Source organism: Pseudomonas sp. Irchel 3E13 (genome assembly GCF_900187455.1).
Taxonomy (GTDB): Bacteria; Pseudomonadota; Gammaproteobacteria; order Pseudomonadales; family Pseudomonadaceae; genus Aquipseudomonas.
In genome coordinates this window covers 49388-74429 of sequence record NZ_FYDX01000004.1, presented here as the reverse complement: position 1 = coordinate 74429, position 25042 = coordinate 49388, and the positions used below count along the sequence as shown (strand labels likewise).

25 protein-coding genes and 1 pseudogene are annotated in these 25042 nt (G+C 64.9%); 14 read left to right on the top strand and 12 right to left on the bottom strand.

All coding sequences use genetic code 11. The features are described from left to right. Positions 1–40 precede the first annotated feature (40 nt). Entirely contained in the window at positions 41–1390 is a 1350-nt protein-coding gene (locus tag CKW37_RS07365; protein WP_095155027.1) for an aromatic acid/H+ symport family MFS transporter, read from the top strand. Here CKW37_RS07365 and ampC read toward each other — a convergent pair whose 3' ends face one another. From ampC to CKW37_RS33540, 3 genes and pseudogenes are all read right to left on the bottom strand, one after another. After that, on the bottom strand, positions 1391–2521 hold the full coding sequence (ampC, locus tag CKW37_RS07360; RefSeq protein ID WP_095155026.1) for a class C beta-lactamase: 1131 nt from the start codon (positions 2519–2521) through the stop codon (positions 1391–1393). It lies immediately after the preceding gene. A gap of 79 nt (positions 2522–2600) precedes the next feature. Next, the gene (locus tag CKW37_RS33545; protein ID WP_371864278.1) at positions 2601–3368 is read right to left on the bottom strand and encodes a methyl-accepting chemotaxis protein; all 768 of its coding nucleotides are present in this window, start codon (positions 3366–3368) and stop codon (positions 2601–2603) included. An 87-nt stretch (positions 3369–3455) separates the two neighbouring features. Then, positions 3456–4343, bottom strand: a pseudogene (locus CKW37_RS33540) (cache domain-containing protein); the annotation flags it as partial. A gap of 458 nt (positions 4344–4801) precedes the next feature. Between CKW37_RS33540 and CKW37_RS07350 the strand changes: the two are divergent. The 3 genes from CKW37_RS07350 (at position 4802) to CKW37_RS07340 (ending at position 6932) form a co-directional block, all read left to right on the top strand. Then, positions 4802–5119, top strand: a complete 318-nt coding sequence (locus CKW37_RS07350) for a DUF2388 domain-containing protein (RefSeq protein WP_095155024.1) — start codon at positions 4802–4804, stop codon at positions 5117–5119. Positions 5120–5202: 83 nt separating this feature from the next. After that, entirely contained in the window at positions 5203–5649 is a 447-nt protein-coding gene (locus tag CKW37_RS07345) for an SRPBCC family protein (protein WP_095155023.1), read from the top strand. A gap of 83 nt (positions 5650–5732) precedes the next feature. Then, on the top strand, positions 5733–6932 hold the full coding sequence (locus tag CKW37_RS07340; protein ID WP_095155022.1) for an MFS transporter: 1200 nt from the start codon (positions 5733–5735) through the stop codon (positions 6930–6932). Positions 6933–6935: 3 nt separating this feature from the next. Here the strand turns inward: CKW37_RS07340 and CKW37_RS07335 are convergent, their stop codons facing one another. Continuing rightward, entirely contained in the window at positions 6936–7406 is a 471-nt protein-coding gene (locus tag CKW37_RS07335; RefSeq protein WP_095155021.1) for an FAD/FMN-containing dehydrogenase, read from the bottom strand. A 90-nt stretch (positions 7407–7496) separates the two neighbouring features. Beyond that, positions 7497–8285 carry a helix-turn-helix transcriptional regulator gene (locus tag CKW37_RS07330; RefSeq protein WP_095155020.1) on the bottom strand — a complete coding sequence of 263 codons (789 nt, stop codon included), beginning with the start codon at positions 8283–8285 and terminating at the stop codon, positions 7497–7499. A gap of 83 nt (positions 8286–8368) precedes the next feature. Between CKW37_RS07330 and CKW37_RS07325 the strand changes: the two genes are divergently transcribed. Then, entirely contained in the window at positions 8369–9340 is a 972-nt protein-coding gene (locus tag CKW37_RS07325) for a bile acid:sodium symporter family protein (protein ID WP_095155019.1), read from the top strand. Positions 9341–9532: 192 nt separating this feature from the next. Here the strand turns inward: CKW37_RS07325 and CKW37_RS07320 are convergent, their stop codons facing one another. From CKW37_RS07320 to CKW37_RS07310, 3 genes are read right to left on the bottom strand one after another with little or no spacing between them, the layout of a single operon-like run. Then, positions 9533–10816 (bottom strand): hypothetical protein, encoded by a 1284-nt coding sequence (locus CKW37_RS07320; RefSeq protein WP_095155018.1) that lies wholly within the window; start codon positions 10814–10816, stop codon positions 9533–9535. Then, positions 10813–12540 carry a hypothetical protein gene (locus CKW37_RS07315; RefSeq protein WP_095155017.1) on the bottom strand — a complete coding sequence of 576 codons (1728 nt, stop codon included), beginning with the start codon at positions 12538–12540 and terminating at the stop codon, positions 10813–10815. Before CKW37_RS07315 ends, CKW37_RS07320 begins: the two co-directional genes overlap by 4 nt. A 49-nt stretch (positions 12541–12589) precedes the next feature. After that, on the bottom strand, positions 12590–13069 hold the full coding sequence (locus CKW37_RS07310) for a GNAT family N-acetyltransferase (RefSeq protein WP_095155347.1): 480 nt from the start codon (positions 13067–13069) through the stop codon (positions 12590–12592). Positions 13070–13263: 194 nt separating this feature from the next. On the opposite strand from CKW37_RS07310, the gene CKW37_RS07305 reads away from it, so the two are divergent. The 4 genes from CKW37_RS07305 to CKW37_RS07290 all read left to right on the top strand — a co-directional run bounded on the left by CKW37_RS07305 (position 13264) and on the right by CKW37_RS07290 (position 16262). Next, positions 13264–13887 (top strand): LysE family translocator, encoded by a 624-nt coding sequence (locus CKW37_RS07305; RefSeq protein ID WP_177431608.1) that lies wholly within the window; start codon positions 13264–13266, stop codon positions 13885–13887. Between the two features lie 18 nt (positions 13888–13905). After that, positions 13906–14808, top strand: a complete 903-nt coding sequence (locus tag CKW37_RS07300) for an alpha/beta fold hydrolase (protein ID WP_095155016.1) — start codon at positions 13906–13908, stop codon at positions 14806–14808. 96 nt (positions 14809–14904) lie between these two features. After that, the gene (locus CKW37_RS07295; protein WP_095155015.1) at positions 14905–15777 is read left to right on the top strand and encodes a pirin family protein; all 873 of its coding nucleotides are present in this window, start codon (positions 14905–14907) and stop codon (positions 15775–15777) included. A 206-nt stretch (positions 15778–15983) separates the two neighbouring features. Then, a complete protein-coding gene (locus CKW37_RS07290) occupies positions 15984–16262 on the top strand; it encodes a DUF1652 domain-containing protein (RefSeq protein WP_143501923.1) in 279 nt (92 codons plus the stop codon). Between the two features lie 126 nt (positions 16263–16388). Here CKW37_RS07290 and alkB read toward each other — a convergent pair whose 3' ends face one another. After that, a complete protein-coding gene (gene alkB, locus CKW37_RS07285; protein ID WP_095155014.1) occupies positions 16389–17042 on the bottom strand; it encodes a DNA oxidative demethylase AlkB in 654 nt (217 codons plus the stop codon). A gap of 64 nt (positions 17043–17106) precedes the next feature. After that, positions 17107–18033, bottom strand: coding sequence for a LysR substrate-binding domain-containing protein (locus CKW37_RS07280; RefSeq protein ID WP_095155013.1), 927 nt, complete (start codon positions 18031–18033; stop codon positions 17107–17109). A 109-nt stretch (positions 18034–18142) separates the two neighbouring features. Here CKW37_RS07280 and CKW37_RS07275 point away from each other — a divergent pair, with 109 nt between their 5' ends. Beyond that, positions 18143–18751, top strand: coding sequence for a LysE family translocator (locus tag CKW37_RS07275; protein WP_095155012.1), 609 nt, complete (start codon positions 18143–18145; stop codon positions 18749–18751). 40 nt (positions 18752–18791) lie between these two features. Here the strand turns inward: CKW37_RS07275 and CKW37_RS32945 are convergent, their stop codons facing one another. Further along, positions 18792–18956 (bottom strand): DUF6026 family protein, encoded by a 165-nt coding sequence (locus CKW37_RS32945; protein ID WP_175650522.1) that lies wholly within the window; start codon positions 18954–18956, stop codon positions 18792–18794. A gap of 199 nt (positions 18957–19155) precedes the next feature. On the opposite strand from CKW37_RS32945, the gene gnd reads away from it, so the two are divergent. From gnd to CKW37_RS07255, 4 genes are all read left to right on the top strand, one after another. Beyond that, positions 19156–20136: a phosphogluconate dehydrogenase (NAD(+)-dependent, decarboxylating) gene (gene gnd / locus CKW37_RS07270; RefSeq protein WP_095155011.1), complete on the top strand. Its 981-nt coding sequence runs from the start codon at positions 19156–19158 to the stop codon at positions 20134–20136. Next, entirely contained in the window at positions 20133–21635 is a 1503-nt protein-coding gene (zwf, locus tag CKW37_RS07265; RefSeq protein WP_095155010.1) for a glucose-6-phosphate dehydrogenase, read from the top strand. Before gnd ends, zwf begins: the two co-directional genes overlap by 4 nt. 780 nt (positions 21636–22415) lie before the next feature. Continuing rightward, positions 22416–23993 carry a class I adenylate-forming enzyme family protein gene (locus CKW37_RS07260; RefSeq protein WP_095155009.1) on the top strand — a complete coding sequence of 526 codons (1578 nt, stop codon included), beginning with the start codon at positions 22416–22418 and terminating at the stop codon, positions 23991–23993. Next, positions 23990–24439, top strand: a complete 450-nt coding sequence (locus CKW37_RS07255; protein WP_095155008.1) for a MarR family winged helix-turn-helix transcriptional regulator — start codon at positions 23990–23992, stop codon at positions 24437–24439. The genes CKW37_RS07260 and CKW37_RS07255 overlap by 4 nt, the downstream gene beginning before the upstream one ends. On the opposite strand, the gene mobA is transcribed toward CKW37_RS07255, so the two are convergent. Continuing rightward, the gene (gene mobA, locus CKW37_RS07250; RefSeq protein WP_095155007.1) at positions 24425–25021 is read right to left on the bottom strand and encodes a molybdenum cofactor guanylyltransferase MobA; all 597 of its coding nucleotides are present in this window, start codon (positions 25019–25021) and stop codon (positions 24425–24427) included. The two genes, CKW37_RS07255 and mobA, sit on opposite strands and share 15 nt — an antisense overlap. Positions 25022–25042 lie beyond the last annotated feature (21 nt).

Sequence of the window (25042 nt, the reverse complement as noted above, 5' to 3'; positions counted from 1 at the left end):
GTGCTGCAACCACACACAAAAACAACAAGAGGCAAGGGCAGTGGACACTTCCAACAGCATCAACATCCGCCGGCTGATCGATGATCAGCCGGTCAGCGGCTACCAGAAATGGGTGGTCTTCCTCGGTTTCCTGATCATCGCCCTGGATGGTCTGGATGTGGCAATCATCGGCTTCATCGCGCCGCAACTGAAAAGCGAATGGGGGCTGGGGCCGCAGGACCTCGGCCCGGTGCTCAGCGCCGCGCTGATTGGCCTGGCCTTGGGCGCGCTGGTGGCCGGGCCTCTGGCGGACCGCTACGGGCGCAAGCTGGTGCTGTTGGGCAGCGTGTTGCTGTTCGGCGGCTGGACCCTCGCTTCGGCCTTCGCACCGAATCTGGAAACCCTGGTGGCGCTGCGTTTTCTCACCGGGCTCGGCCTCGGTGCGGCGATGCCCAACGCCAGTACCCTGGTCAGCGAATACGCGCCGACGCGCAGCCGTTCGTTGCTGATTACCCTGGCGTTCTGCGGGTTTTCCCTCGGCGCGGCGCTGGGCGGCTTCGCCAGCGCCTGGATGATTCCCAACCTGGGCTGGCGCAGTGTGCTGGTGCTGGGTGGCGTGCTGCCGTTGCTGGTGGCGCCGCTGCTGTACTGGCGGCTGCCGGAGTCGGTGACCTTTCTGGTGCGCCAGGGCGCCGACCCCGAGTGCATTCGCGCCATCGTCCGCCGCCTGGCACCGGAGCGGGTCGGGCCGGGCACGGTCTTCACCTTGCCGGCAGCCGTGACGGCAGGCGGCGGGGCGGTTGGCACCATCCTGTCGCCGGGCTATCGCTTCGGCACCCTGATGCTCTGGGGCGGTTACATCCTCGCGTTGTTTCTGGTCTATCTGTTCAGCGGCTGGTTGCCGACGCTGGTGAAGGAGGGCGGTGGTTACTCGGTGGCCGAGGCCGCGATCGTGACCGCCTGCTTCCAGATTGGCGGGCCGGTGGGCGCGATTTCGGTGGGCTGGGCCATGGACCGCTGGAACCCGCAACGGGTACTGATGCTGGCCTTCGTGTTCAGTGGCGCGGTGATTTTCGCCATCGGCCAGGTGGCCGGTGCGTTTGCCTGGTTGTGCGTGATCGCCTGGGCCGTGGGCTTTGGCCTGAACGGCGCCAGCGTCGGCATGAATGCGCTGGCGGCGGCGTTCTACCCGGTCGAGGTGCGGGCCACCGGCGCCAGCTGGATGAGCGGCATCGGTCGTCTCGGGGCGATTCTCAGCGCCTTCGCCGGGGCGCAGATGCTGGCGGCGGGCTGGAGCTTCGCCCAGGTGTTCGCGTCATTGCTGATTCCGGCCGGGCTGGCGGCGCTGGCGGTGTTGCTGCAGGGGCGCCAGACCGGTCGAAGCGCCCCAGTGGCCGTCCGCGCGCGCTAGCTACTTGTCCAACTGCTCCAGCAGGTTCCAGGCCAGCTTCACCCGCTCGCTATTGGGGTAGTTGCGGTTGGCCAGGATCACCACGCCACGCTGTTGCTCCGGCACGAACGCGATATACGCGCCGAAGCCGTTGGTGGCGCCGGTCTTGTTCACCCAGGCCCGTTGCTGCGGCGCCAGCGGCGGGTCGAGGGCCTTGACCGGCGCGCCCTGCAGCGCGGTGAGGTTGTCGTTGCCGTCGAGCAGGGTCTGCAAGGTCAGAGGATAGGCGTATTGCTCCCAGATCAGGTCCTGGGTCATGGCGCCGCGCTGGAAGTAACCGCGATGGGTTGCCTGCACGGCCTGTTCATAGGGCGCTGCGAGTTTCACCCGGCCGAGGTTGATCTCGACGAAACGCAGCAGGTCGCTGCTGCTGCTTTTCAGCCCGTAGGCTTCGTTGGCCAGCACGCCGGGATTGACCCGTACCGGGGCGCCGCCCTTGTCGTAACCCCAGGCATACAACGCCTGTTGGTCTTTCGGCACGGCGAGATAGGTGTGCTTGAGCCCAAGTTCGGGCAGAAGCTGTTCCTGCATGGCCGTGACAAAAGGGGTTTGCAGTTGCTTGGCGGCAATCACGCCGAGCATGCCAATGCTCGGGTTGGCGTAGGTGCGCCAGGTGCCGGGTGACTGTTGCGGCGTCCAGGCCTTGAGCCAGGCCAGCAGTTGCGCGTCGTTGCTCACGGCATCGGGGAATTGCAGCGGCATGCCGCCGGTGGTGTGGGTGGCGAGGTTGATCAGCGACAGTTTGCCGAACGGCGTGCCGGCCAGTTCCGGCAGGTAGTCGCCAGCGCTGGCGGTCAGTGACAGCGTGCCCTTGGCCTGGGCGTAGCCGGCGAGGGTGGCGGTGAAGGTCTTGCTGATGGAGCCCAGCTCGAACAGGGTGTCGCGGGTCACCGGCTGGCCGCTGGCCTTGTCGGCCACGCCGAATTCATAGAAGTGCTGGCGGCCGTTATCCGTGATGGCGATGGCCAGGCCAGGAATGGCGTTGTCCCGCATCAGCGCTTCGGCGGCGTCGCGAACCTGTCGGTCGAAGTCGGTATCGGCCCAGGCGATCAGTGGCGTGGCGCAGAGCGCAACAAGGGCAAGAAGGCGCATGGAAGCTTCCGTGTCGAAAAACACGCACCCTGCTTGAGATGAGCGGAAGTATCAAGGCCGATACTTCCGCCGTGTCACCTCAGGACTTGAAGCGGCCCACCAGGCCACTCAGTTCCTGCGACAACTCCGACAGCCGTCCGGAGTCCTGCTGCGCCGAACGGGCCAGGTCCTCGACCCGCCGTGCTTCGTCGTAGATCTGCTGGATATGCCGGTTGATCTCTTCGGCAACGCTGTGCTGCTCTTCCGCTGCTGCCGAGATCTGCAGGTTCTGGTCGCGGATCTCGTTGACCGACAACTGGATGCCTTCGAAGCTGTCCTGCGCGCTGGCGATGGACGACACGCTGGCGCGGGACAGGTCCAGGCAGCTTTCCATTTTCTGCGAGACCTCCTGGGTCTTGCTGCCGAGGGTGCCGAGCAACTGATCGATCTCGCCGGTGGAATCGGAGGTGCGCTTGGCCAGTGCCCGCACTTCATCGGCGACCACCGCGAAGCCGCGGCCCTGATCGCCGGCCCGGGCCGCTTCGATGGCCGCGTTCAGCGCCAGCAGGTTGGTCTGTTCGGCGATGGCGCGGATGGTGCCGAGGATCTGGTTGATGTCGCGGCTGCCCTGTTCCAGCTCGACCATGGCCTGGGACGATTCAGTCAGGCGATTGCTCAGGCGGTTGACGTTATTGGTGGTCTGCTCGATCTGCTGCTTGCCTTCGGCAACCCGGCGGTGGCCATTTTCCGCCGCGTCGGCGGCGCTGCTGCAGGAGCGGGCGACTTCGTTGGCGGTGGCGACCATCTCGTTGAAGGCGGTGGACACCAGTTCGACCGCTTCGCGCTGGCGGCCGGCGGCGTCGTTCATGTTGCCGGCCATTTCGCTGTTGGTCTGCGAGGCGCGTTGCAGATTGCCCGAGGCGGCGCCGATGTGCTGGATCAACTGGCGGATCGCCGCGAGGAACTTGTTGAACCAGCCGGCCAGCTCGGCCGTTTCATCCTTGCCTTGCACCTGCAGGTCGCGGCGCAGGTCGCCTTCGCCTTCGGCGATCGACTGCAGACCGGTGCTGACCTGGCCGATCGGCTTGACGATCACCCGCGAGAACGCCGCCGCGACGAGCGCGAAGACCAGCGCCAGGACGATGACGATGATCGCCGTGAGCCAGGTCATGCGGGTGGCGGTGCCCATCACTTCCTTGTGCTCGATCAGGCCGATGAAGTGCCAGCCCAGGCCCGGGGAGGTCCAGGTGTTGGCCATGTAGCGCACGCCATTGAGTTCGACTTCGGTGACGCCCTGGCCGGTGGCTGCCAGGTGTGCGTACGGCGCGCCGAGGTCGGCGAGCTTCTTGAAGCTGTGGCTGGCGTCGCGCGGATCGACCAGCACGGTGCCGTCCTCGACCAGCATTACGTAGCCGCTGTCACCCAGCTTGATGCTCTTGATCAGCTCGGTGAGGTTTTTCAGCGAGACACTGACGACGAACACGCCCTTGGCCTTGCCGGCCTCGTCGAGCAGCGCCCGCGCGGTGCCGACCAGGGCCACGTCATCCTTTTCGTAGTAGTACGCCGCCGTGCGCACGGTCTTCTGCGGGCTGGCCATCGCGGCCTTGTACCAGGGGCGGGTGCGCGGGTCGTAGTTGGCCAGTTGCGGGTCATCCGGCCACTTGGCGTAGCTGCCGTCTTCCAGGCCGATGGACAGAATCGCCGCGGCCGGATGAGTGGCGCCATAACGGGAAAAAGCTTCAATCACTTGTTTCGCCGCTGGCGGCAGTGGTTGGCTGGGGGCGTCGGTACTGATGTACTGTTTTAATTGTTCTACAGAGTTGTATACAGGATCTTTGGACATTTGATCGACGTTCTGCGAAGTGCCGTCGAAGAACTGCCGCATATTACCGTCGATCTGGCGTATTTCACGGGTGCTGCTTTCGACGAACTGATCGACCGCATCACTGCGGATACTCAGCACCGACAGGGCGCCGACAAGGCTTACCGGAATAAATGCCACCAGTACGAAGGCAAGTATGAGTTTGTTCTTTATTTTCATCGTGAGGTACATCCATGCAGGCGGTAGGCAGATGGCAGTGTTGTTTGCGGTAATGGCAACTTGCTATTTTTTGCTTCATCAGACCGTGTACATAAATATTTGGCAAGTACTTCGTATACACGTTGCGAGTTAATTGTTTTGATCTGTTGGTCAGGTTTTACCCTGTTGCTTACTGGCCTTTCTGTTCATCCGATGGAACTCCGTCCTCGGCGTGCGCATCCTAGACTGAGTAATACCTGTCATTTCCGGAGGATTCCGTCATGCGGCGTACATTGCTCGTTTCTTCGTTGTTGCTCTGCCTGCCTTTCGGCACGGCGCTGGCCCGGGTTGATGCTGGTGATGTCGCCACTTCGGCCGGTGTCTCCGCTTCGCTGTATTCCACCTTCAAGGACGACAAACGGATCATCCCGGCGCGGGACGAGGCGTCCAGCTTTGTCGCCAGCGGTGGCGCGATCCGCGGCGCGTACCTGGAGTCGGTGCTGCAACGCGTGCGCCAGGAAAACCCCGGTATCCAGGCCAGTGACGAAGAACTGGCGCGGGCGATTCTGGTGAGCGATCACTTCGGTGATGAGCGCTGAAAACGGCACCAGGCGGACGGCTGGACGCCGCGCGGGTCTTCGACTTGACTGGTTACACCCCGTGACCTGAACAGGAGATGACCATGAGCAGCAACACCGTTCGCCTGCACCGTGTGTTCAAGGCGCCCGCCGAGCGCGTCTACCGGGCGTTTCTCGACGCCGAGGCGATGGCCAAATGGCTACCGCCCCACGGCTTCACCTGCAAGGTCGATCACTTCGACCCGCGGGTGGGTGGCACCTACAAGATGTCCTTCAGCAATTTTTCCAGCGGCCAGCGCCACGGCTTCGGCGGTGAGTACACGGAATTGCTGCCCAACGAGCGCATCCGCTACACCGACCGTTTCGACGACCCCAACCTGCCCGGCGAAATCATCGCGACCATCACCTTCAAGGCCGTGTCGTGCGGGACCGAGGTGCATATTGTCCAGGAGGGTCTGCCCAGCGTGATTCCGCTGGAAGGCTGCTACCTGGGCTGGCAGGAGTCGTTGAATCAATTGGCGGCGCTGGTGGAGCCGGAAATCCCCGGCTGAGGCGCTTTCCGCGAGAAAGGGCATCGTATTCATGTTTTGTTACTGTTTTAATGGCGAGTCCAGTTGCACGGACCGCCTGAATCATGCCCGAAGCTCACGACGTCGTTCTCCCATCCCGCGCTGAAACCTCGCCGCGCCGCCGCGCCTTGCTGGCGGCCTGCGGCGCCCACGCCGTACACGATGGCCTGACTGACCTGATCTATGTGCTGCTGCCGATCTGGCAGGTCCAGTTCGGCCTGAGCTATGCGCAGATCGGCCTGCTGCGCGGCGCGTGGTCAGCCACCATGGCGGCGTTCCAGTTGCTGGCCAGCCGTGCGGCACGGCGCTTTGGTCGCGAGCAGTTGCTGATTGGCGGCACCGTGCTGATTGGCGTGGCCTACCTGCTGGCGGGGCAGGCCGGTGGCCTGATCGCCTTGTTCGCCGCGCTGGTGATTGGCGGCCTTGGCGCCAGCACGCAACACCCGCTGGCCTCGTCGCTGGTCAGCGATACCCATGAGCCGGGGGCGCCGGTCAAACAGGCGCTGTCGCATTACAACTTCGCCGGGGATATCGGCAAAACCCTGATTCCGGCGCTGGTGGGCGTGTCCCTGACGGTAATGAGCTGGCGCTTGAGCGTGACCCTGGCCGGGGTGCTCGGCTTGCTGGCGGCGCTGGCGATGTACTTGCTGATCCCGCGCGGCAACAGCGAACATGCGGCCGCCGCGAAAAAGGTCGGTGATCATGCCGGCACCGGCTCGGTGGCTGGCCTGCGGGCGTTGCTGGCGACCGGCTTTCTCGACAGCGCCGTGCGCATGGGTTTTCTCACCTTCCTGCCGTTCCTGCTCACCGACAAAGGCGCGGGTACGGCCGGTATCGGCCTGGCGTTGACCCTGCTGTTTATCGGCGGCGCCTTCGGCAAGCTGATCTGCGGCTACCTGGGCGCGCGCTTCGGCCTGCTGAAAACGGTGTGGCTGAGTGAGTCGCTGACGGCGGCGCTGGTGGTGGCGGCGGTGTTCCTGCCGCTCAACGCGCTGATGATCATGCTGCCGCTGCTCGGGCTGGTGCTCAATGGCACCTCGTCGGTGCTCTATGGTGTGGTGCCGGAACTGGCGGCGGCGGGCCGGCGGGAACAGGCGTTTGCCCTGTTCTACACCGGCACCATCGGTGGCGGGGCGCTGGCGCCGATTGTCTTCGGACGCCTGGGGGATGCCAGCGGGGTGCCGTTCGCGCTGATGGTGCTGGCGGCGACCCTGCTGTTGACGCTGCCGCTGACCTGGTATGTGGACCGCGGCCTGCAGCGCTGACACTCAGCCTTCTGGCAAGGCGTCGAGGGCTTTGCGCAGGGCGTCGGCGTCGCTGAAGGTCTGCTTCGACACCAGCGTGCCGTTCTCCAGTTGCAGCACCAGCACCTGCGCTTCACCGACTTCGTACTGCGGCACCACCTGGCCGTCGCGGTCGAGCACCACGCGGTAGTTGTAATCGCGCATTGCAGGGACGGCGAACAGCTTGCTGATCAGCGCCGGCATGCGCTGGATATCGGCGACGAACACCGCATGGCGCGCTTCCAGGTAACCCTTGGGCTGTTCCGCCACGGCGGCCTTGACCAGCTTGGCGCCGTCCATGTCGCCAGCGGCAAGCAGGACCCGGGTGCCGGCGTCGAGGCTGAAGGCCTGGTCATGCTGGTCGTTGAGGGTGAAGGGCTTGAGGGTGTCGCCGACTTCGGCGGCGTTGGCCATGAACGGCAGCAGGCCCAGCAGCAGTACGCAAGCAGCTTTCACGAGTCGAATCCTTGAGCAGATTGGTAGGGAATTGCAGCAGGGGCGCAGCATAGCAAGCTCTGGTGACGTCGACCTGCGGCATGCTGCCGCTTACGCATGACCTCGTCCCAGTTCACCCGGCGACAAACCGAACAGCCTGCCAAACGCTGCGCTGAAGGCCGATAGCGAGTCGTAGCCACAGGCCAGCGCGACATCAGTGACCCGCTCGCCGCGCTCCAGCGCCGGCAGCGCGCTGACCAGGCGCATGCGCTGGCGCCAGGTGCGGAAGGTCATGCCGGTCTCTTTGAGAAACAGCCGGCTGAGGGTCTTTTCGCTGACCCCGGCTTTTTCGCTCGCATCCATCAGGCTGATGCTCGCATGCGGGCGGGCCTGGGCTTTGCGGCACAGCGCGCGCAGGCGCGGGTCGCGGGGTTGCGGCAAGACCAGATCGAGCTCTTCGGCCAGACGCAGGCGATCCACCAGCACCTCGGCCAGACGGCCGTCGGCGCCGGTCAGGTCGTAGTCCACCGGCACCTCGCCAAAGGAGCGGATCAGCTCGCGCAACAGCGGATCGACGGCGATCACCCGGCACTGTTCGCCGGGCCAGAGATCCAGCGCGGGGTCTAGGTAGAGGCTGCGGATGCAGGCGTCGGCGGTGCAGGTGACCCGGTGCGCGACCTGCGCCGGCACCCACACCGCACGGTGTGGCGGCACCACCAGCCGGGCGTTGTCGGTGTGCACTTGCAGCACGCCGTGCAGCGCGTGGGACAACTGGCCCCACGGATGCCGGTGGCGATAGTCGAGGGCGATGTTCGGCAAACTGCTGCGCTGCCCGTACAGCGGTCGCGGCAGGGCGGTGAGGTCGCTTAGTTGCAGGTGGTTTTGTCCATTCGACGACATTAGTGGCGTTCTGGCGTTAGTCGGAAATTGCCGGACACCTTATCGTCTCCGCCACCTCCACCACAACACGTCGGGAACGCACGATGAAACACCTGCGGTTACTGTTCGACAACTTCACCCTGGCCCTGCTCGCGGTAGTCGCCCTTGCCACCTGGCTGCCGGCGTCCGGCGCGGTCGCGACGTTCTTCGAAGGGCTGACGCACCTGGCCATCGGCCTGTTGTTCTTCCTGCATGGCGCCAAGCTGTCCCGCGAGGCGGTGATCGCCGGGGCAGGGCACTGGCGCCTGCACCTGCTGGTGTTCGCCTGCACCTTCGTGATGTTCCCGCTGCTCGGGCTGCTGCTCAAACCTCTGATCCTGCCGCTGGTGGGCGATGCGCTGTACCTGGGCGTGCTCTACCTGTGCGCCTTGCCGGCCACGGTGCAATCGGCCATCGCCTTCACCTCCCTGGCCCGCGGCAACGTGCCGGCGGCAATTTGCAGCGCGGCGGCGTCCAGTTTGTTGGGGATCGTCCTGACGCCGTTGCTGGTGATGCTGCTGATGGGTGTTGAAGGCGACAGCGGTTCAAGCCTCGAAGCGGTATGGGCGATCGTCCTGCAACTGCTGGTGCCGTTTGTCGCGGGGCAACTGGCGCGGCGCTGGATTGGCAGCTGGGTGGCGCGCAATGCCGGTTGGCTGAAGTCTGTGGACCAGGGTTCGATCCTGCTGGTGGTCTACACCGCGTTCAGCGGTGCGGTGGTCAGCGGGCTGTGGAATTCGGTACCGGTATCGCATTTGCTCGGGCTGACGCTGGTGTGCTGTGTGTTGCTGGCGCTGGTGCTGGTCTGCACCCAGAGCCTTGGGCGCTGGCTGGGGTTCAATGTCGAGGACCGCATCACCATTCTGTTCGCCGGATCGAAGAAGAGCATGGCGACTGGCGTGCCCATGGCCCAGTTGCTGTTTGCCGGCAGTGCGGTGGGGGCGCTGATCTTGCCGCTGATGCTGTTTCACCAGATTCAGTTGATGGTGTGTGCGGTGCTGGCGCAGCGGTATGCGGGGCGGGGGAGTGATGTCTGAGGCTTGGATCGAGCGATGCGCATCGGTATCTACACATTTTTCGGTCATGTGGTGGTTGGATGGCGCTTGTCAACAGACCGAGGAATGGCCACCAGGCGCATGCCGGAAGTTTTCTAGCGCTCTCAAGATCGAGCGCCGCCCGCGCGGCGCTCGATCTTGGCAACGCTGAAAAAACGCCGCCATAAGCATTCCTTACAAATCAATGATGACTTCGTCGTAAAGCTGGTCTGGCGCCAAACGCTCGGTGTCGTGCAGGTGCGAGTCCTTGGCCAGTGCTTCGAGCAGGGTGCGCCTTGGCACTTCGGTGTTGCCGGCCTCGTCCTTGCTGCCGTACTGCTCGGGCAGGGTGGACAGCACGCTGGTCAGGCGCCCGGGCTTGTCGGCGTTGCCTTTCTTGTGGAAGTCGTCCCACAGGTTTTTCGGCGTCGCGTTGCGGCTGCCATGGTGACCAACCTTGTACAGGTCCACCGAGCCCAGCCGTTCGGCGACGCCGGGCTGGCTGAGGGCATAGCGCCAGTTTTCAATTTGCGCATCACCAGGGAACAGCAGTTTCTTCTCGCCGATCTCGAACAGCAGGATCAGGCTGGTGTTGTTCATCGCCTTGTCCAGCGCGGTGACGATCGACATCCATTGCGTGCCGCGACTCTCGCGCACGCGCTGGGCGATCCAGCGCGCCCGCCGTGGCAGCTTGCCGCCGGGGCTGTAGGGCGCCTCTGGAAACGGCGAGGTGCTGGCGCCACGGCTGACCCGCTGGCCGAACAGCAGTTCGGGCTGGCGCAGCCAGTATTGCGGGTCGTCCTTGGCCTGGCGGCGGACTTCCGCGCTCTGTTCCACCGTCGGCGGGCCGAGGACCAGGGTGGTAACCCCCGGCAGCACGCCGGCCAGCGGGTCGTCGGTGCCGTAGTGGGCGTAGGCGGCGCGGGCGCCGGGGCGGCTGCCCATGTCGATGAGGTTGTTCACCGCAGCCTTGTTCTTGATGTTGTTCTCGCCGAGGAAGCCCAGGCGCCGGGTCTGTTCCGGGCTGAGGCCCTTGGGTTGGGTTTTCAGGCGTTCGGTAAGGTTTTCGGCGAGCTGGTTCATGCCGTCCAGGGCCTGGGCATGGGCACGGGCCAGCGGCGCGGTGGCTTTTTCCGGGAGGTCCGGTTGCTCGGTCCAGGGTTGCAGGACCACGTCCGGCTCCAGGGCGCGAATGATATCGCCCGGTCCCTGGCCGTCCTTGCCGGGGGTAAAGCCGCTGATGTGGTCGGCGTGGCGGTGGGTGGCGACCAGCGCCTGCAGCTTGCCGCCGCAACGCGCCTTGATGTCGTTGGCAATCTTGAGGATCTGCGCGGACTTGCTCATGCCTTTGGGCATGCCCACGGTGCCGAAGTCGATCAGCACATGGCGCTGGCTGTCGTCCGGGTAGACGAAGCGCAGCAGGAAGCAATCGCCGAAACCGACCTGGTAGGCGAACAGGTGCAGGCGGACCGGGCTCATGGCTGCACCTCCCCGGCGGGCGGCTGCATGGCCCGGGCCCGGTGGATGCGCACCAGGTCGGCGGCGGAGCCGGGCGCCGCGCCGTTGCTCTCGGGACCGTACAGCCATTCCAGGCGCCGCACCTGCCAGCGGGCATCGGTCAGCGGACGATCGATGTGGTACTTGATGCGCCCGTATTGATCGAAAATCAGCGTGCCGGCGCCATACACGGTCATCGCGTCGGTGGTCGCCATCCACGCCGGGCGCGGTTCCTTGAACACCGCCTTGAACTCGGCGCCGAACAGATTGACCCGGCTGGTGTACTCGCAGACCGTCTCGCGCAGGATGAAGCCGTCCGGGCCGAAGCGTAGGCTGGGGCGCACCGAGGTCACCTCGGTGTAAGCGTCGGTGTCGATGTGCAGCGTCTCGCGGTTTTCCCAGATGAAACGGAACACCTCTTCGGAGTCGCGCAGCATCGAGTCGAAGTGGCTGCTGCGGTACTGGATCTTTTCGTTGTCGGCGAAGGTCAGCCAGCAGCCATCGGCATCGGTGCGCCCGGCGGGCACCTGGATGCCGTAGGCGGCGAAGGTGTCGCGGATGATCTGCCGGTAGCTGTAGCGCGAATCGTCCGGCGCCACTTCGGCGTCCACGGTGAGCAGCGCAGCCAGGTAGTGGCCGAATTCCAGGTCCAGCGGCGGCGAGTAATCGAGGGCGCGGATGGCGATGGTCAGCAACTGGTCGGCGGCCTTGACGCCTTCGTCGATGACCGCGTCGAGGTTGTAGCGGTTGTTGCCGAAGGTGCCGAGGGATTTGCGCCGCGCCACCCACAGCTCCAGCATGCTGCGCAGCATGGCTGCGGCGAAGATTTCACCGCGGCTGTGGGGCTCGGCGTAGTCGGGGCTGTCGAGATAGTCGGTGGACGGGCGCAGTTGCACCGAACGGCGCAGCGGGTTGGCGCGCAGGCCGGTCATGGCCTGGCCGAACTGCTCGCCGAGGCCGAACAGCAGCGTGTCGGCCAGGGCGTCGATTTCCAGGGCGTCGCCGTCGATCAGGCGTACGCCGTCCTGTTGCTGGATGTCCACGCCGCGATAGCGGGTCAGGGCGAACTCGATCACCTCGCGCAGGGAAAACACCGAGAGCAGCGCCACCACATCGGCGAAGCCTTCATGAAAAGCCGCCTGGTCCGGGCCCGAGGCGTTCATGAAGCCGGCGCGCAGGCCGTCAAGGATGGCGTGGGTCGCCTCGTGGGCAACGATGTCGTGGGAGAGGGCGGTGAATACCCAGTCCTCGCCGTCCTGGAAGTAACCGAACATCAGCGCGCGGTCATCCCGCGAGTAAAAGGCATTCGCCTCGACGAAGGCGTGGGGGACGATGTGCAACTGGTGCCCGTCGAAGCCCCAGGCGATGCGCCGGCCCAGCGCCAGTTCGAAGCGCGACAGGGTACGCATGACCACCGCGTAGACCTGCTGGCAGTGAAAGCGCGGGTCTGCCAGCAGGCCGGCATGCGGCGGATCGAACGGGTCGACCGCCTTGTCGCCTTGCACCTGCTGGTAGCGGTGCGGGGTGTACAGGCGGTTGGCCGAGGCGTCGAAGTCGATCACCTTGACCCGGTAGCCGGTGGGCCCGTCCGCCAGCGACTCCAGCGGTACGCTGACCTTGGCGAACAGCGGCGTGCCGTCCGGGCTGGCCACCGCCGGGTCCTGGGCGAGGATGGTGAAGAGCTGGGTATTCGCTTTCGCCGCCATGCTTGCTGTCTCCCCTGTTCAATCCGTCGAAGTGGGTGTGCTGCGGGTATCAGCCCTGGGCGAAGTTGCGCAGGGTGTCGCCCTCCATGCGGTAGCGCACCCATTCGTCCTGGGGTTGCGCGCCGATGGAAAGGTAGAAATCGATGGCCGGCTGGTTCCAGTCCAGCACGCTCCACTCCAGGCGACCGCAGTCGTTGGCGCAGGCCACCTGGGCCAGGTGGCGCAGGAGCGCTTTGCCGGCGCCGGTGCCGCGGGATTGCGGCGTGACATAGAGGTCTTCGAGATAGATGCCGTTGCGGCCCAGCCAGGTGGAGTAGCTGAAGAAGTACACGGCAAAACCGATGGCCTGGCCGTCACGCTCGCAGATCAGTCCCTTGGCGGTGCTGTCAGGGCTGAACAGGCTGCGCTGGATGTCCTCGACGCTGGCGATCACTTCATGGCGGGCGCGCTCGTACTCGGCCAGTTCAGTGATGAAGGTGAGGATTTGTGCGGCGTCTTCGGGCCGGGCGGGACGGATGTGCAACGACATGAAAGGCATTCCGATGAAAAAGGTGCCGACATCGTAGTCCACTTTACCGACGGCCGTCAGAGGGTGGCGGGTGGAACAGTGAAGTGTATCTGCGCAATAACGCAAAACTGTACCGCTGTGGGCGCACGGTTTCCCGGTAGGGTTTTACCTACAACGCCAAGGGGCGCGACGCCCCGATAATCAGGTACACCGCCATGCTGCTCACGTCCCTCAATCTGCTTTCAGCCTTCGTGCTGTTTGCATTCGTTTCTTCGATCACACCCGGCCCGAACAACACCATGCTGTTGGCGTCGGGGGTGAACTTCGGCGTGCGTCGGACCATTCCCCATGCGCTGGGGGTGAGCATTGGTTTCATGGTGATGGTGCTTGGCGTCGGGTTCGGCCTGGGTGAGGTGTTCAAGCTCTACCCGATGGCGTATACCGTGCTGCGTTACGCCGGAGCTGCGTACCTGTTGTACCTGGCGTGGAAGATCGCCACGTCCGGGCCGATGTCGGCGAGCGATCCGCAAAACCGCAAGCCGCTGGGCTTCTGGGGCGCGGCGGCGTTCCAGTGGGTCAACCCCAAGGCCTGGGTGATGGCGGTCGGCGCAATCACCACCTACACGCCGGCCCAGGGCTACCTGTTCAACGTCGTGGTCATCGCCGCGGTGTTCTGTCTGGTCAACCTGCCGGCGGTGTGTGTCTGGGTCATGTTTGGCAGCGCATTGCGGCGCTTCTTGCAGGATCCGCGTTGGCTTCGGCTGTTTAACCTGCTAATGGCAGCGCTGTTGGTGCTATCTCTGTATCCGCTGCTGTTTGTAGAATCGGGCTTTTCCTGATTCCTGCTGCGAGCCCCGATGGAACTGATCCCCTGGTCGCATGATTGCGCCGAACACTTCACCCTGCGCGGCTGGCGTTCACCCGCCAGCGGCAGGCCGCTGCTGCACTTCATTCATGGCAACGGCTTCTGCACCCTGGCGTACCAGCCGCTGCTGGAACGCCTCGCGGTGCACTTCGACCTCTGGCTCAGCGATGTTCAGGGCCACGGCGACAGCGATCACGGTGGCACCTTCGTCGGCTGGAACCGCAGCGCCGAACTGGCGCTGGAAGCCTTTCACGCCGGGCGCGGTGTCTACGGCGATGTGCCGATGTTCGCGGTGGGCCACAGTTTCGGCGGCGTGCTTACCGGGTTGATGCTGGCCCGCGAGCCGCAGCTGTTCCGCCGCGCGGTGCTGCTCGACCCGGTGGTGTTCAGCCGCTCGATGATCGGCGTGATGGGCGTGGCCAGCCTGTTCGGCATGCACCGCCGTCACGGTCTGGCCCGCAAGGCCGCGACCCGCCGCAATTTCTGGCCGGACCGCCAGACCGCCCATGACTCGCTGCAAGGCCGCGGCATCTTCAAGGGCTGGAACGAAGCGGCACTGCAGGCCTATGTCGATCACGCCATCGGCGACTGCGGCGAAGGCGTGGTGCTCAAGTGCCGGCCCAGCCGCGAGGTGGAAATCTTCAGCTCCTTCCCGCAACGGATGTGGGCCTCGCTGACCAGCATCGAGGTCCCGACCCTGGTGCTCTACGGCGAGCAGACCTATCCCTTCGTGCCCTTGTCATTGGCGCGCTGGGCACGCCTGAACCGCAAGGTCGAACCGCGCAAGGTGGCGGGCGGGCATTGCTTCATGCAGGAAGATCCGCAAGAAAGCGCCGCGCAGATCGAGGCCTGGGTGCTGGAAGCGCTGACCACCGCGCAAGTGAAATCTGCCTGATTGTTCCGCTAATGGAACAGTGCGGGCGTTTTTAGCCCTCTACCGCCTTTTTCGTTGCATGGGTATTGTTGGTCCCATGCAACGAGGAGGTTCTCAATGAAAAAGATTCAAGGCGTTTACCAAAGCCCGGCGGCCCATTGGGTCGGTGACGGTTTTCCGGTGCGCAGCCTGTTCACCTACGACAACTTGGCCCGGCATATCAGCCCGTTCCTGTTGCTGGATTACGCGGGGCCCCATCATTTCAGCCCGACCAACGCGCGCCGTGGCGTCGGCCAGCATCCGCACCGCGGCTTCGAAACCGTGACCATCGTCTACCAGGGCGAACTGGAGCACCGTGACTCCACCGGTGCCGGTGGCCTGATCGGGCCGGGCGACGTGCAGTGGATGACCGCCGCGGGCGGGATCATCCATGAGGAATTCCACGCGCCGTCGTTCGCCCGCTCCGGCGGCATGATGGAAATGGTGCAGTTGTGGGTCAACCTGCCGGCACGGGACAAATCCGCGCCTGCCGGCTACCAGACCCTGCTCGCCGCCGACATTCCGCGGGTCCCGTTGCCTTCCGAGGCCGGCAGCCTGCGCGTGATCGCCGGTGATTACCTCGGCCACAAAGGGCCGGCGCGGACCTTCACGCCCATGGACGTCTGGGACCTGCAATTGCAGGCGGGCAAGTCCGTCAGTTTGTCCACCCAGGACGGGCACAACGCGGCGCTGGTGGTCCTGGCCGGCAGTGTCACGGTCAATGGCCAGAAGGACGTGGGCAAGGCGCAACTGGTGTTGTTCGAGCGCGACGGTGCAGCGGTGCAGTTGGACGCCAGCAGCGACAGCAAATTGCTCTGGCTCAGCGGCGAACCGCTGGACGAGCCCATCGTCGGCTACGGGCCGTTCGTGATGAACAGCCAGGCAGAAATCGCCGAGGCGTTCGATGATTTTCACGCCGGCCGTTTTGGCCAGATGGGCGCGGAGGGGTGATCCGACAACCTTTCGTCCGATGGGCCATCACTTTGCCTGAACCCGCTAGCGAGCGCGCCGCTCCCTAAATCAGGGCCTACGGGTTTGGCTGGTGACGGCCATGCGCGGGTTCAATGAGGGAAGCGCTGACCAATGGCTTTTTGCAATTTGAACCTGCTGCCGGGCAGGCCTAACGTGGGCGACAGCCTTGATGACCAGAGGGTTGAATGATGCCAATGCATGGAGTGTGCGATCTCGAATTGCGGCAATTGATAGAGGGTGCGTTCCTTCCGGACCGCTGCGAGGTGCGTTGTGGTGACGGGATGTCGCTGACCCTGTATTTCCCTGCCGATGCCAAACGCCAGGCGATGGTGGTTGGCGATATCCAGCTCAATAGCCTGCCCGATTGCCGGGCGCTGGCCGATCTGGTGATGAAAGTGCGTCAGCAGCGCGAACTGCACAGCCATGGGCGGGTGGACGTGCCGCATCTGATGACTGGGCGCTGAGTTTTTAGCGCGTTCGCAATCGAGCGCCGCTAGCGCGGCGCATCGCTGGCAAGCCAGCGCCCACAGGGTCCCCGGTGCACACAGACCTTGTGGGCGCTGGCTTGCCAGCGATGAGCCGCCCCCAATTCACCCCGCCTTGCGCAACGTAAAATTGATCCGCCGCGCCCCCAGCAGCGGATGCACGCCGTCCTTGAGCGGCAGAATCCCGTGAAAGCGCAACCGATCCTCGCCACCCCAGACCATCACATCCCCATGCTGCAGCCCGATCTTTTGGGTGCGGTCGGCGCGCGCGTGCCCGCCGAACAGAAAGGTCGCCGGCAAGCCCAGTGACACCGACACGATCGGCTGGCTGAAGTCGCGTTCGTTGCGGTCCTGGTGCAGGGTCAGGCGATTGCCGGGCAGGTAGCTATTGACCAGGCAGGCATCCGCGGTGAAGTCGGCGAAGCCGGCCTGGCTCGCGGCCTCCCGCGCCAGTTCGAGAAAGACCGGCGGCAATGGCGGCCACGGCTGTCCGCTCAGGGGATCGAGCGGACTGTAGCGATAGCCGCGCAGGTCGCTGACCCAGCCCAGTTCGCCGCAGTTGGTCACCCGCACCGCGATGGTCCGCCCGCCGGGCGTAGTCATGTTGCGAAACGGCGCGGCATGCACCACCCGGCGCAAGGCCGGCAGCAACTGTTCCACCCGCTCCAGGGCGAAGCCGGGCAGCAGCACTGTCTGTTGGCCGACCCATTGCGGTTCGCGGCGCTGTGGCGAGTCGAACAGCGCAAGTTCTGTCTGCATGCTCAAAGAAGTTCCCGGATAAATCAGGTCGCCAGTATGAACCGGCGCGTGCAGGGTTGCCGGCTCACGCGACCGAACGGCGCTCCACGCCCGGCGGATCAGTATCGGGACACTGCAGGAGCAGAAAGTCGCGCAGCGTGGCGAGGCTGTCCTGCCAGGCGCTGCCTGCCGGCCAGACCAGGTAATAGGCATCGCCGGTCGCCACCGCCTGAGGAAACGGCAACGCGAGCCGGCCATCACGCAAATGGGCGCCGATCAGCGCCAGGTCGCCGACGGACAGCCCATGTCCGGCCATGGCCGCGGCCATGCCCTGGTCGAGGGTGTCGAAGCAGATGCCGCGCGTCAGGTCGATGTCCGTCGCCAGTCCGCTGCCGCGCAGCCAGCGCTGCCAGTCGCGGCGGTCGCTGGACGGGTGCACCAGCGCGGCGCTGCCCAGGCGTTGGGCATCCCAGGGCGTATCGCCCAGCAGCGCCGGCGCGCAGATCGGGATCAGCCACTCCTCGAACAGCTTGCAACTCTGCACCTGCTCGCCGAAATGGCCATTGCCCAGCAGCACCGCGCAATCGTAGGGCTCGCTGGAAAAATCCACGGCGTCCTGGTCCATCCACACGCTGGCCAGTTGCACGGTGACGTGTTGCGGGTCTTGCCGGAAATGCTCCAGGCAGCCCAGCAGCCAGTGCATGGTCAGGGTCGACGGGGCTTTCAGGCGCAGTTGCCGGCCTGCGCCGCGAAACGGCTGGCACGCTTGCTCGATCAGGCTGAAGCCAGCGTTGAGCTGGCGGGCGAGGCGTTGCCCGGCGTCGGTCAGGCGCAGGCGCGGGCCGTGCCGTTCGAACAGGCGGCAGCCCAGGTGGCTTTCCAGGCTGCGGATGTGTCGGCTGATGGCGCTCTGGGTCAGGGCCAGTTCATCGGCGGCGCGGGTGAAGGAACAGGAGCGGGCGGCGACCTCGAAGGCGCGCAGGGCATACAGCGGGGGCAGGCGGTCAGCCATGGCGAAGGCTCATGATGAGTTTGAGTCATAGTAGGCCAGCGCTTTTTGCGTTTTTCAAGGCAGCACTCTCTGCCCAGAATGCGCGGATTCACCGCTACGAGAGTCAGACATGAACACACCGCTGCTGATCGCCTACCTGGGCACTGTCATCCTGTTGATCGCCACACCCGGCCCGGTGGTGCTGCTGGTGCTGGACACCAGCAGCCGCGCCGGCACCGCCACGGCGGTGAAAACCGCGCTGGGCGCCAACGCCGCATCGTTGATTCTGGTCGCGGCTGCTGCGGCGGTGCTGGCGGGCAGCCTGGCGATCAGCCCGCACTTGCTGCAATGGGGCGGCCTGCTGGGTTGCCTGTTTATCGGCTGGCTGGGTTTCAGCGGCTTGCGCGATTCCGCCAGCACCGAGACGGGCGTGGCCCCGCGCGCCAGCGGCTGGTGGCAAGGCTTCGTGATCGGTATCTCCAACCCCAAGGACATTCTGTTTTTCGTGGCCCTGTTCCCGCAGTTCATCCCGGTGACCGAATCGTTCGGCACCAGCATCGGGTTGTTGGCACTGCTGTGGCTGATCGTGGACCTGAGCATTCTGGCGCTGTACATCGGCCTGATGCGGCACAGCCTGGCGCAGCGTTACCGGGCGTCGGTATCACGGGTATCGGCGGGATTGCTGTTGCTGGTGGCGACGGCGGGCGCGGGGTACTGGCTGACGGTGTTGCTGGGCTAACGGGGCGCAATGCAGGGTGATTGCGCCCGGAGGGAGGAAATCAGGCGCTGGCCCGGCTGGGCGACTGGGCCTGTTGTAGCATCAGGTTCAGGCGGGCTACCTGCTCCTTGAGCTGGTCACGTTCCTGCTTCAGACGTTGCAGTTCGTCACGGCGAACCTGGACGTAGAGCGTCTGGGGTGGGCTTGCCGGCATCAGGGTTTGCATTGCGCACCTCGCAAATGGGTTGTCACAGAACTGAAGCGTAGACGCTTGACGGGGCGCGATTCTGAATTCTTTTTCCGCCGGGTGGAACTTTTTTGTTTGTCGCTGTCGTGCCGTTCGTCGTGAAACCATCCTCCGGTCGTCTGGACTAACCTTGTGCACCTGATGAGGCATTTCTTCCTTTCGAACGGAGCGTCGGCACATGCAACTGGGAATCGTGGGGCTGGGCCGCATGGGCGGTAATATCGCAAGGCGCCTGATGCGCAATGGCCATCAACTGGTGGTGAACGACCGCAATCAGGCGGCAATCGACACCTTGGTGGCGGAGGGCGCGCTAGGCGCGCCGGACCTGCCGGCGCTGGTGGCGCAACTGGGCAAGCCGCGGGCGGTGTGGGTGATGTTGCCGGCAGGCGCCCCGACCGAAGAGACCATCGCGCAACTGGCCGACCTGCTGGAGGCGGGCGACGCGATCATCGATGGCGGCAACACCTTCTACAAGGACGATATCCGCCGCGCCGGCGAGCTGAGCGCGCGAGGCCTGCACTATGTGGATGTCGGCACCTCGGGCGGCGTCTGGGGGCTGGAGCGCGGCTACTGCATGATGATCGGCGGTGAACAGGCGGTTATCGAACACCTCGACCCGCTGTTCGTCAGCCTTGCTCCGGGCGTTGGCGACATCCCGCGTACTCGCGGACGCAGCGGCCCGACCGGCCGTGCCGAACAGGGCTACATCCATGCGGGGCCGGCCGGCTCCGGGCATTTCGTCAAGATGGTCCACAACGGCATCGAGTACGGCCTGATGCAGGCCTACGCCGAGGGCTTCGACATCCTGCGCGGCAAGGCCGGCGAGGAGTTGCCGCCCGAACAGCGCTATGAACTGGACCTGGCCGAGATCGCCGAGGTCTGGCGGCGCGGCAGCGTGGTCACCTCCTGGCTGCTTGACCTGACCGCTGATGCGCTGGCGGCCGATCCGCAGTTGAGCCATTACAGCGGCGCGGTGGACGACAGCGGCGAAGGCCGCTGGACCATCGATGCGGCGGTGGAGCAGGCGGTGCCGGTGCCGGTGTTGTCCAGCGCGCTGTTCGCCCGCTTCCGTTCGCGACAGCAGCAGGGCACCTATGGCGATCGCCTGCTGTCGGCGATGCGCTTCGGGTTTGGCGGGCATGTCGAGCGTTCCGAATGAATGAATACAACGTCGAAACCGCCCCACCTTGCACCCTGTTCCTGTTTGGCGCCAATGGCGATCTGGTCAAGCGCCTGTTGATGCCGGCCCTCTACAACCTGAGCCGCGACGGCCTGCTGGACCGCAATCTGCGTATCGTCGGCGTCGATCACAACACCGCCAGCGGCCCTGAATTCGCCGCCCGCCTGGAAGCCTTCATGCACGAACGCGACAAGGCGGCGGGCGAGGGCGCGCAGTGCCTGGACCCGAAGCGCTGGGCCAAACTGGCAAAGCGTATCGATTACCTGACCGGGGACTTTCTCGACGACGCCACCTACCAGGGCATCGCCCGGCACATCGACAAGTCCCGCAATGGCAACGCGATCTTCTACCTGGCGACCTCGCCGCGCTTCTTCGCCGATGTGGTGCAGCGCCTCGGCGGCGCCGGGCTGCTGGACGAGCGCGATGGCTTTCGCCGGGTGGTGATCGAAAAACCGTTCGGCTCGGACCTCGCCAGCGCGGAACTGCTGAATGCCCGCCTGCTCAGCGTCATGAGCGAAAAGCAGATCTACCGAATCGACCATTACCTGGGCAAGGAGACGGTGCAGAACATCCTCGTCAGCCGTTTTTCCAACGGCCTGTTCGAAGCGTTCTGGAACAACCACTACATCGACCATGTGCAGATCACCGCGGCGGAAACCGTCGGCGTGGAAGAGCGCGGCGGTTTCTATGACGGCACCGGCGCCTTGCGCGACATGGTGCCGAATCACCTGTTCCAGTTGCTGGCGATGGTCGCCATGGAACCGCCGGCCGCCTTCGGCGCCGATGCGGTGCGCAGCGAAAAGGCCAAGGTCATCGGCGCGATCCGGCCCTGGTCGAAAGCCATGGCGCTGAAGAACTCGGTGCGCGGGCAGTACAGCGCCGGCAAGCTTGGGCGCAAGAAGCTCAAGGGCTATCGCCAGGAGCCGCGCGTGGAGGCGGACAGCCAGACCGAAACCTATGTGGCCTTGAAGGTGATGATCGACAACTGGCGCTGGGTTGGCGTGCCGTTCTACCTGCGCACCGGCAAGCGCATGAGTGTGCGCGACACCGAGATTGCCATCTGCTTCAAGCCGGCACCTTACGCGCAGTTTCGCGACAGCGATGCCGAACGGCCCAAGCCCAACTACCTGAAGATCCAGATCCAGCCCAACGAAGGCATGTGGTTCGATTTGCAGGCCAAGCGTCCCGGGCCTGCGCTGGCGATGGAGAACGTCGAGCTGGGCTTCGCCTACAAGGATTTCTTCAAGATGCGCCCGGCGACCGGCTACGAGACCTTGATCTATGACTGCCTGATCGGCGACCAGACCCTGTTCCAGCGCGCCGACAACATCGAGAACGGCTGGCGGGCGGTGCAGCCGTTTCTCGATGCCTGGAAGGACGGCGGCGAGGTTCATGAATACCCGGCGGGTGAGGATGGCCCTGCGGCGGGGGATGAGTTGCTTGGGCGGGAGCGCAGGAGCTGGCATCGGTTGGGTTGAGTTTCGGCTTCATTGTTGGAAGGGTATCTACACTTCTCAGGGTTGTGTAAAGGTCACGAGCCGCCTCTCAGCGGAACCGGTGATGGCCGCTGTGTGCTAGCCGACAGGTCTTTAGTGCCCTTGAGATCGAGCGCCGCCCGCGCGGCGCATCGCGGATGAATCCGCTCCTACATTTGTTGCAACGCGCCATGGCCTGTGGGATTGGCGTTGCCAGCCTTGGTGCATGGCGGGAGAGTGCGGGGCGGCTGAGGCGCCAGCCTTGAAATTGAGCCGAACCACCAAGGCGGTCAACCATGGCCTGACAGGCATAGGTACGTTGCAAAAAATGTAGGAGCGGATTCATCCGCGATGCGCCGCGCGGGCGGCGCTCGATCGTGAGAGCGCTAAAAGACTCTCGACATGCACTTGGTAGCCATTGCTCGGTCTTTCGACAAGCACTTTCCGGCCATCCCCTGACCTTCATTCAAAACCATCCAAACGGATGCCTGTCCAAGCCGTCAGTATTTTCCCGCATAGCCCGTAACACGCGGGCTACAGCCATTCCTTGACGCCATTTATTCGCCGCCAATGGCAACTGGCTATATTGTTTCGGATGCGGCATCTTAGAAAAAAAGCGAGCGCGATCGGGCTTTTTGCAATCCTCCACCAGAGGCCGTCGCTTTTCATTTTTCACGTATCCGTTGAAGGGTTTCGCATGGACGCAGTCTTGGCAAAAGTCAGGGCATTTGATGCCAGGGAGTGGGCTGGGTTTAGCCACGCCGATGCCGTGGTGGCTGCGCCATGAGCCGGCCGGGCGGACTGCAACAGGTCCTGGACGACAGCAACGGGCGGTATCCGGGCAAGGCGGCGATCATTTACGCCGGCGAGACCTACACCTACGCGCAAGTGGAAGACGCCAGCCAGCGACTGGCCGGCGGGCTGCTGGGGGTCGGTCTGCGCACGCAAGACCGGGTGCTGTTGTGCCTGGGCAACCGCATCGAAACGATCTGTGCTTTTTGGGGCGTACTCAAGGCCGGCGGGGTGGTGGTCAATGTCGAGCCGCAGGTCAGCGCCAGTCACCTCGACTACATCCTGCGCGACTGCGAAGCCACGGTGCTGATCACCACTTGCGCCACCCTGGCCGGCCTGCCGGTCAGCATCGCCGGGCTGCCGCACCTGCGCAGCATCGTCCTGCTCGACGGCGAGCCGGATGCCAAGGCCACCCGCACCTTTGAAAGCCTGCTCGGCCAGGAGGCGTGGTGCGCATCGGCGATGCCGCCGCAGGAACAGGACCTGGCGACCATTTTCTATCCCGACGACGTTCCGGGGGCGCCACGCGGGATTATGGTCACCCACCGCAACATGCTCGCGGCACTCGGGTCGTTGCGGCGCAACCTGGCCTATCAGGTCAGCGACAACGTGCTGTGCTGCTTGCCGCTGTCCTCGGACTACGGCCTGTACCAGATGCTGATGGCGCTGGATGCTGGCGCCACTCTGGTACTGGAGAAAGCGTTTGCCTGGCCGATATACCTGGTTGAGAGCATCGAGCGGCATGAAGTCAGCGTGGTGCCCTTCGTCGCCAACACCCTGATGCTGTTGCACGAGCACGCGGCCCGGCGCGGTATCTGCTTTCCCGCGGTGCGGTTGGTCACCAACGGCGGCACTGGGTTGCGGCGGCGTCAGGTCGCACGGATCGGCACGCTGTTTCCCACGGCGCAGATCTGCACGCTGTACGGCCTGCCGGAGTGCAAATGCTGCGCCTACCTGCCCGCCGAAGATGTCCACGGCAAGCCGGGCAGCCTGGGGATTCCGGTGCCCGACACCGAGGTCTGGCTGATTGACGAGGAGGGCCGCGACGTTCTCCAGCCGGACCGCATGGGCCAACTGGTGATTCGCAGTCCGTCGATGATGCCCGGTTACTGGCGCAATCCGGTGGCCACGGCGCAGCGCCTCAAGCCCGGCGTCGAGCCCGGCGAGAGCGTGTTGCACACCGGCGACCTGTGCAGTCGCGACGAGGACGGTTATCTGTATTTCCATGGCGCGATCCAGCGCCTGGTGACCTGCGACGGCGTGCGGGTCAATCCAGTGGAGGTGGAGAGTTTTCTGCATGCCCTCGAGGGCGTGCAGGACGCCGCGGTGGTGGGCATTGCCGACCCCGTGGCCGGCGAGCGGCTGTGGGCTTTCGTGGTGCCGGACAGCAACGGGCCGCCAAGCCCCGGTGAAGTGCTGGAGCGATGCCGGGCCGGATTGACCGCCTGGCAGGTGCCGCAAGGGGTCACGTTCAGAGGCGTGTTGCCCAGCACCGGTAGTGGTCGGGTGGACTTCACCCTGTTGCAACAATGGGCACGTAACGAGCAGATGCAGGGAGATGGACAATGACAGCCGCCGAAACAACCCTTGAGGAACCGCACTTTGATTTCGACAGCATGCTCTGTTTCGCCCTGTATTCCACGGCCAACGCCATGGTCCGTGACTATGGCGAACCGCTGCGCCGGCATGGCGTGACCTACCCGCAACTGTTGGTGCTGATCGGCCTGTGGGGCGAGGACGACCTGTCCATCAGCGCCTTGAGCGCGGTGACCCTGTTCGACCTCGGCACCCTGACGCCGATCATCCGTCGCCTGGGCGAGGCCGGGTTCATCACGGTCTACCTGGACCCGGGCGACCGCCGCCGGCGCAAGGTGCTGCTCACCGACAAGGGCCGCGACCTGAAGGTCGAGGCGGCGCGGCTGTTCGACAGGATGCAGGACAAGTTGGCGCTGGCGCCGCAGAACAAGCAGCAAGTGCTCGACACCTGCCTGCAGATCCGCTCACGGCTGCGCTGAAGCGGAGCCGTCGAGGTGCAGCGGCGTGTTGAAGTTGGCCAGCCGCGGATCGTCCTCGGCACAGTCCAGGGCCACTAGCGGCCCGCTGCGCAACACTCGCAACAGGCTGCGTTCACCGGCATCCCAGGCGTCCGCCAGGGATTCGCGCAGGGCCCGCGGGATCACGCTGAACATCGGCTGCCATTGACCGGCCTGGCGCACCATCACCGAGGTGTTGTGCGTTGCGGCGAGGGCCCGCATCGACGTCAGCAACCCATCGTCCACTTGCGGCGCATCGCAGGCCAGCACCAGCAACCACTCATGCCGCGCCACCGCGAGCCCGGCCAGGACGCCGGCCAGCGGGCCGGGAAAATCCGGCTCGTGGTCGTGGACCAGGGTGTCGGCGTATAGCCGGTAGGTGTCGGCGTTGCGGTTGCAGGAAATGATCAGGTCATCACTGAGGGGGCGCACCACCGCGTGCAGGTGGGCGACCAGCGGCGTGCCGCGCCAGGGCAGCAGGCCCTTGTCCTGGCCGCCCATGCGCTGGCCGCGACCGCCGGCCAGGATCAGGATCGAACAGGGCGGAAGAGGGGCGGCGCTCATTGCGAAGTGTTTCCGTCGGAC